The following is a 7024-nucleotide window of genomic DNA, read 5'->3' on the forward strand; positions in this document are numbered from 1 at the left end:
TAGACCTTCTTGTGTGACACGAGTGCAACCGACTGACCTGGAACAGGAGTTCATCGGGCCGTACCTGCCGGTCGGCGAGTACGGTCCGTATCCCAATCGGCTGCGGCAGCAGTTCGAGGGTGTCAGCGCCAAGGCGCGACTCTCGCGACGAAGCTTCAGCATGGAGAGCTGAAAGCTCGACAGGAGCCGCGCCCGCTTGGCAGGCCACATCAGCCGTGCCAGAACCCTGACTTACGCACCGGAACGGACTACACGGACGGGCGCGTCGCCGGGTACGGATAGCCGTTGGGAACCGTCTTGTAGCAGGCTTCGGCCCACGTGGCCGCGGACGGGTTGGTCGTGCACTGGTAGAGCACGCTGGCGTTGCCCGGAGAGTCGGTGCCGTCAACCGCCGGAATGGTAGCCGTTCCCGTCCCCTGCCAGCTGTCCCCCTTGTCGTTGGTGATGCTCCAGGTACCGGTCATCGCCTTCAGCAGCTGAGCTCGGGCCACCCAGCCCACCTGACCGGGCGGGATGTCGAATTGAACTTGACCGGACTGTGTCGTAGTGGTGTTCCACTGGCTTCCCCAGTACCCCTGAATGGCCACAGAGATCGATGCTGCCACGGGAGAAGTACTCAGGGGCCCGGTTCCCACCGTTCCGGTGACCGTGACCGATCCGCCGTTGCTGAAGGTGTACCCCGTGCTGTGCGACCAGCCGTACTGGTACACCGAGCCACTGGCGCCCGCGAAAGCCGGGGGGCCCACCACCTGGGCCGGGCCGGCCTTCGCCGGAGCCGGAGTCCCCACCTGGAATGTAGCCGTCGGGATGACCGAGGACTTGTTGTTGAACTGGTTCAACGCATACATCGTGGCCCAGGATTTCAGCTGCTGGACGAGCTCCGGCGCATGCTCCTGGCCGAGACCGTATTTGCCGATCGCGAAGCGGTCGTTCCAGGCACTCGAACCCTGGCAGTTCCAGAGACCCACGGTGGTACCCGCCGACGTACTGGCGCCCCAAGCATTCAGACACTTGCGAGAACACCAAGGGTAAGTTCGAGATAAAGCCGCGGTATAGGCGTGGAACCAGCCGTTCGAGTAGCCGTATTTAAGCCGAACAGGCGCTGGCCCCGGCCTCCCTGCCGCTCTTGACGCCCACTCAGTACTCGCCGCCACTACGACCTGCCGTCCCCCATCTCGGCGATGGCGACCCTGATCCGCAAAACCTCACGGATCGCCCGAGGGCACGGTCCGTGCGAACGGAACCGGCCGCCGAGAAATCACACGCGTGCTTACCCGGGTGTGGCGGACGTGAGGTGCCCCCGGTGGGGGACGGGACGCACGTGCGTGCGCAGAACCGCGGTGGAACGGCTGGAGCGGGCCATGGGGAAAGCTCGTTTCCACATGTCGTACAGGCCTTGGGGCGGCTTCGGATGTCGCGCGCCTCGCGGTCGGCGACGCGGCGGAGCCGGAGCCGTTCGTGCTCCAGCGCGTGGCGCACGGTGAGGGCTTCCATCGGATTCCAGTGGGCGTCGTCGATCGTGTCGGGGTCGAACAGGCCCGTCCAGAAATGCGGTCGCCACCGGTTCGGTGGCGCCGTGTGCGGCCGCGGCCCTGGCGAGGACGTCCGCGTGGGGGTCGCCCACCATATGTGCCGGGTCGCGGTCGAGTTCCTCGCGTCGAGCCCATCCGTACTCTCCAGCCGCCCGGGCCAGTTCGTCGGGATCGCAGTCGACGAGATGGTGATGGCAGCGAGGGATGTGTTCGTGGATCGGGTCCGCGGAACACCCGGGTGTCGGGCACAGCTCTGCGGCCCGACCCCGGTCGAGGAACAACCCGAAACGGCGCGCGGCAGACGAGGACGATGCAGTACCCGGGGTTCAGCGACTCGACACTCGGGACGGCGCCTCGTCCCTCGCCGGCCATGATGTCGCACAGTTCCGGTACGGACTCGACGGGCACGGCAACGCCCAGCACCCGGGAAGCGAACACCTCGGGGTCCCACTGCGGGTCCCACTCGGGATCCGCCCATTCGAAGGCGACCTCCGTCGCCGCCTACGCCTCGTCGGCCGACGCCGAGGAGCAACGCCTCTTCTGGTACCGCAACAGCGTTTGGCCTGATGGTTGGACAGTCCGAGTAGGGCTTTACCCCTACAGGGCGCATTGTTCGGCCGCTTGGAGGATCTCCACCGAGCGCCGCTTGCCTCCGCATCTGATTCTTCCCTTATGAGACATTACCTTTCATTCGCGGGCGCGGTGCTGGTCGCCGGGCTGTCCACGTCGGCTGTGTTCCCGACCGCCGTTCTGGCGGCCACGCCCCCCGCTGCGCGGCAGGCTTCGCAGACCTTCACCTTCACGGGGGCACCTGCACAGGTCACGGTCCCCGAGGACGTGTGCGCGGTGACCGTGGACGCCTTCGGGGCCGCCGGAGGGGACGGCCAGTACGGCGTGGCGGGCGGCCGGGGGGCGGAAGTATCGGCGACGTTCGACGTGACGTCGGGAGAAGTCCTCACGGTGAACGTGGGCGGCGCCGGGCACTCCGGAGACGACAGCGACCCGGCACGCGCCCAGGGCGGCTACAACGGGGGTGGCCGGGGCGGCGCCTACATCGCAGGCGGCCAGATTTCCGGTATCGCCGCGGGTGGCGGCGGGGGCCGGACCACCGTCGGCACCAGTACGGCACCCCTGGTCGTGGCGGGTGGCGGAGGAGGCGGCGGCGCGTCGTTCTTCGCCACCGCCATCGGCGGCGGGGACGCCGGCCAGGCGGGCGAGCCGGGCCGGGGGCTCCCAGGGGACGACGAGGGCAGGCCCGGCCGGCCCGGCGGCGAGGGCGGGCAGGGCGGCGTCAACGCACCCCACACCGACCCCAACGGCGAGAACGGCAGCCCGGCCGTCGGACCGGTCGGAGGCGCGGGCGGAAACAGCATCCTCGACCCCCACGGCGGCGCGGGCGGCGGCGGCGGCGCGGGAGCCGTCGGGGGCGGCGGTGGGGCCGCGTCCCCCACCGCTTCCAACAGCGGCGCGGGCGGCGGCGGAGGCTCCAGCAGCGGCCCCGCAGGCGCCGTGTTCACCACCGGAGCCCGTCAGGGCAACGGCGAGGCCACCCTCACCTGGGTGCCCTGCGTCGTCGTCACCGGTGACGTGACAGTCCTCAAGCGGGACGCCCGCACCCAAGCCCTGCTCGCGGGTGCAACCTTCCAGCTCTGGGAGGAGACCAACGGCACCCCCGGACTCCAGACCACCGGCACCAACCCCGACACCCGCATCGGCGAGCCGTGCGTCACCGGCACCGACGGCACCTGCACCCGCAACGTCCCCGTCGGCACCTACTACTGGGAGGAGACCCGCGCCCCGGCCGGCTACCTCCTCCCCGACGACCGCGTCTTCGGCCCGCTCGTCCTGACCGTCGACAACGCCGCCACCGGCGTCAGCGTCACCGCCGACGACACCGCGAAGCCGACCGAGCCGAAGCCGCCCTGCCACGGTCACCCCGACGACACCGCGAAGCCGACTCCGCCCAAGCCGCCCTGCCACGGTCACCCCGACGGCTACGGCACACCCGACCCTCTCGACCACTGCGGCTGCGACGGCTGACCGCGACCCACACATCCACTCGCGGAGCGCGAGGCCGCGGCAAGGCACCGCCCGCCCTCACGCTCCGCGAACTCACGCACGGTCGCAACCTTGTCGATGGCCGTCGGCCCGACTCGCACGTCCTTGCGCTGTCCCCACATGATCGAGTCGTACCGTCCCAGTTTGTGACACAGGCCCAGCGCGGGTCCCAGCCTGTGAGCCGTACCAACCCTCAGGTCAAACGCTGTTGCGGTACCAGGGCGTGTAGTTGCGGTACCAGGGCGTGTATTGGATTGAGATCAATCTGTGGGATTCGTCGTTGAGGCGACCCTGGTCCGGTAGATCGTCTTGTTGTGACGCGAGAGCAACTGACGGATGTGGAGTGGGAGTTCATTGAGCCGTACCTGCCGATCGGTGGGTTCGGTCCGTATCCCGAGCGGCTGCGGCAGCAGTTCGAGGGCGTGATCCGGAAGTTTCGGACGGGTGCGCAGTGGCGTGGGATGCCGGAGCGGTTCGGTGCGTGGTCGACTGTGCACAACCGTTTCCGGCAGTGGCGGGACGCCGGTGTTTTCGAGGGCCGCCCCGCTCGGGCGGTCGCGGGGCGGACAGACCTCCAAGGTCCACCTCGTCTCGGACCGGAACCGCCGAACGCCCGCCGGGTTCGGGGGATCGTCACTCGCGCGGCCGAGTGTCTGCGCGATGCGCACGGCGCCGGGAGTCCCCGGTGGCGGGGGGAAACCGCGAGGTGTGCGCCGGATCGGAACCGACGGACGCGATCCCGAGTCGCTGGGGACCGACTCCGGCGACGGGTGCTTCGACGAGAGGACTCGGGGCGCTCGCCGGTACCCCCACCGCCTTCGACGTCACCTTCCCCACGCCTGACACGGGCCCCTCCGGGCCCGGAACAGCCGGCAGCCCGGGTACGCGGGGGCGTATCCGGGCTTGCGGGAGGGAGGGGTCTCAGCCGGCGAGGGTGGTGTGGAGGGCGTCGAGGCCGTCGCGGTAGATGGTGGCGAACAGGGCCACGGTCTCGGCCTCGGTGGCGCCGTCGGGGTTGAAGCGGCCGGACCACTGGACCTCGGCGGCGTCGTCCCGGCCGGGGACGGCGTGGACGCGGATCGTGGAGACGTAGCCGTCGACGGGGAACGGGGCTTCCAGGATGGCGTAGCTGTAGTGGCGCTCGGTCTCGTTGAAGGCGACGAGGCGCTCGGTGATGGTCCCGCCCTCGGGGTTGCGCAGGCGGCGGACGCGGCCGCCTTCGAGGGGGGTGCTCTCGGGGATGTACGGGAGCCAGTCGGGGAGGGAGTCGAAGCCGCCGATGAGGTTCCACACCTTGTCGGGGGAGGCGGGGACGATGCGGCTGACGGAGGTGGAGGCCATGATGGGATTTCCTGTCGGGTCGGGGGTGGTTCAGGCGCCGTACGGCAGCGGGGCGGCCGGGGCGACGAGGCCGGCGGCACGCAGTTCCTGCCAGAACGCGGCGGGGACACTCTCGTTGAGCGCCGCCTGGTCCTCGGCGATGCGGCCGGGCCTGGTGGCGCCGGCGACGACCGCGGCGGTGACCGGGTGGGCGAGGGAGAACTGGAGGGCGGCGGCCTTGATGCTCACACCGTGCTTCGCGGCCAGGTCCTTGAGCCGGGTGACGCGCTCGATGATGTGCGCGGGGGCTTCCCGGTACTCGAAGTGGGTGCCGCCGGCGAGGATGCCGGAGCTGTAGGGGCCGCCGACGACCATGTCGACGCCCTGCTGCTGCGCCATGGGCAGCAGGCGCCCGAGGGCGTGCTCGTGGTCGAGGAGGGTGTAGCGGCCGGCGAGGAGGAAGCCGTCCGGGTGGGGCTCGTCGAGGGACAGGGTGAGCTCGATGGGCTCGGTCTTGTTGACGCCCAGGCCCCAGGCCCTGATGACGCCTTCGTCGCGCAGGCGGGACAGGACGCGGAAGGCGCCGGTGCGGGCCTCCTCGAACTTGGCCAGCCACGCGTCGCCGTGGAAGTCCTGGGCGATGTCGTGGACCCAGACGATGTCCAGGCGGTCGGTGCGCAGGCGCTTGAGGCTGTCCTCGATGGAGCGTTCGGTGTCCTCGGCGGTCCAGACGTGCAGCATCCTGTTGGGGTTGCCGTGTTCGAACAGGCCGCCCTTCTCACCGAGTTCGCGGGTGCCCTCCTCCGGCTCGTCGAGGATGACGCGGCCGACCTTGGTGGAGAGTACGTACTCGTCGCGGGGCTTGGCGGACAGGACCTCGCCGAGGCGTTCCTCGGCGAGGCCGGCGCCGTAGAAGGGGGCGGTGTCGTAGTAGCGGATGCCCTGCCGCCAGGCGGCCTCGACGGTGGCGAGTGCCTCGGTTTCGGGGATCGCGCGGAACATGTTGCCGAGCGGGGCGGTGCCATAGCCGAGCTTGCCGGGGAGGAGTTCCTTGAGGGACATGGTGGTGCCCTTTCGATCGGGGTATGCGGGGCGCAGGGGCCACTCGATAGATGCGAGTGCCTTTTACATGCCTTGACAATAGTTGCAGACGCTGGCTAATGCAAGGGCTTTATGTGATGAATGTGGGGAAGAGCGGCAAAACGTGCTCCGCGAGCTCCCGCGGCAGGTCCTCCACTGGCCGGTTGTTGGGCCGCAGATTGAAGGAGACGTGCGAGGTCCCGAGCAGCGCCATGGTCTCCAGGTACTCGATCAGGGCGTTGCGGCCGGTGCCGAGGCCGAGCCGGATCGCACGGGCCGGGGCGTGCGGGTCCTCGTGGAGGGTGAGCACCATCGGGGTCACCTAGGGCTTCTCCCAGGCGAGTTCGCGCCACCGGCGACGGCGATCGGGATGCCCGCCGCTGCACCGGTTTCGGCAGGACATCCAGCCGGAAGTCCGAGCCGAGCCCGGCCCCGGGCAGTTCCAGCGGGCCTGGGCGCCCGGCGGCGCGCAGGGTGTTCACTCCCTCGCGGAAGGCGGTGCCGCGGGCCTCGAAGTCCCGTCCGAGGAGCGGGTATTCGACGGGACGGTTGCCGCCGGCCGGGCCGAGCAGCATGCGGCCGCCGGAGAGCGCGTCGACGGTGGCGGTGGCCTTGGCGTCGAGCAGCGGTTCGCGCAGTGGCAGGACGACGGCCGCGGTGCCGAGGACGGCGTGCTCGGTGACGGCGGCGAGGTGGCCGAGGTGGGTGAAGGTCTCGAAGACCGTCCCGGCGTCCCCGAAGCGGACGGGGTCGAAGAGCGGGACGTCGCGCACCCGGAGGCCGGCGAAGCCGGGCCGGTCGGCGGGCCGGGCCGGGTGCGCGTGATCGGCGAGGTCCGGGACGCCGTGGGGGCGGCCGGCCGTGCGTACGGTTCACCGGCCTGCCGGGGCGGGGGGCTCCAGTCGTTGTCGAGGGGCAGTTCCAGGCCGAGGGTGAGCCGGCCCTCGCCGGGGGCGAGGCGGGCGAGGGCGGGGTGACGGGGTGCCATGGGTGAATCGGTCCTCAAAGCGGGGGAAACGGGCGAGGCCCCGCTG

Annotated in this window: 6 protein-coding genes and 2 pseudogenes; 3 read left to right on the plus strand and 5 right to left on the minus strand. The window is 70.4% G+C overall.

The window, feature by feature from the left end:
- Nucleotides 1-22 precede the first annotated feature (22 nt).
- Nucleotides 23-172 (plus strand): hypothetical protein, encoded by a 150-nt coding sequence (locus ACFXMF_RS10245; protein WP_379988260.1) that lies wholly within the window; start codon nucleotides 23-25, stop codon nucleotides 170-172.
- A 76-nt stretch (nucleotides 173-248) separates the two neighbouring features.
- On the opposite strand, the gene ACFXMF_RS10250 is transcribed toward ACFXMF_RS10245, so the two are convergent.
- Nucleotides 249-968, minus strand: a complete 720-nt coding sequence (locus ACFXMF_RS10250; protein ID WP_379988258.1) for a hypothetical protein — start codon at nucleotides 966-968, stop codon at nucleotides 249-251.
- Between the two features lie 1236 nt (nucleotides 969-2204).
- Here ACFXMF_RS10250 and ACFXMF_RS10255 point away from each other — a divergent pair.
- On the plus strand, nucleotides 2205-3572 hold the full coding sequence (locus ACFXMF_RS10255; RefSeq protein WP_379988257.1) for a prealbumin-like fold domain-containing protein: 1368 nt from the start codon (nucleotides 2205-2207) through the stop codon (nucleotides 3570-3572).
- Between the two features lie 332 nt (nucleotides 3573-3904).
- A pseudogene (locus ACFXMF_RS10260) lies at nucleotides 3905-4165 on the plus strand (transposase); the annotation flags it as partial.
- Nucleotides 4166-4511: 346 nt separating this feature from the next.
- Here the strand turns inward: ACFXMF_RS10260 and ACFXMF_RS10265 are convergent.
- The 4 genes and pseudogenes from ACFXMF_RS10265 to ACFXMF_RS10280 form a co-directional block, all read right to left on the minus strand.
- Nucleotides 4512-4931: an SRPBCC family protein gene (locus tag ACFXMF_RS10265; protein WP_379988256.1), complete on the minus strand. Its 420-nt coding sequence runs from the start codon at nucleotides 4929-4931 to the stop codon at nucleotides 4512-4514.
- Between the two features lie 30 nt (nucleotides 4932-4961).
- A complete protein-coding gene (locus ACFXMF_RS10270; protein ID WP_379988255.1) occupies nucleotides 4962-5972 on the minus strand; it encodes an aldo/keto reductase in 1011 nt (336 codons plus the stop codon).
- Between the two features lie 109 nt (nucleotides 5973-6081).
- Nucleotides 6082-6312 carry a hypothetical protein gene (locus ACFXMF_RS10275; protein ID WP_380017939.1) on the minus strand — a complete coding sequence of 77 codons (231 nt, stop codon included), beginning with the start codon at nucleotides 6310-6312 and terminating at the stop codon, nucleotides 6082-6084.
- 100 nt (nucleotides 6313-6412) lie between these two features.
- Nucleotides 6413-6778, minus strand: a pseudogene (locus tag ACFXMF_RS10280) (LLM class flavin-dependent oxidoreductase); the annotation flags it as partial.
- Nucleotides 6779-7024 lie beyond the last annotated feature (246 nt).

This window comes from Embleya sp. NPDC059213, from assembly GCF_042754445.1.
In the GTDB taxonomy this organism is placed as follows: Bacteria; Actinomycetota; Actinomycetes; order Streptomycetales; family Streptomycetaceae; genus Embleya.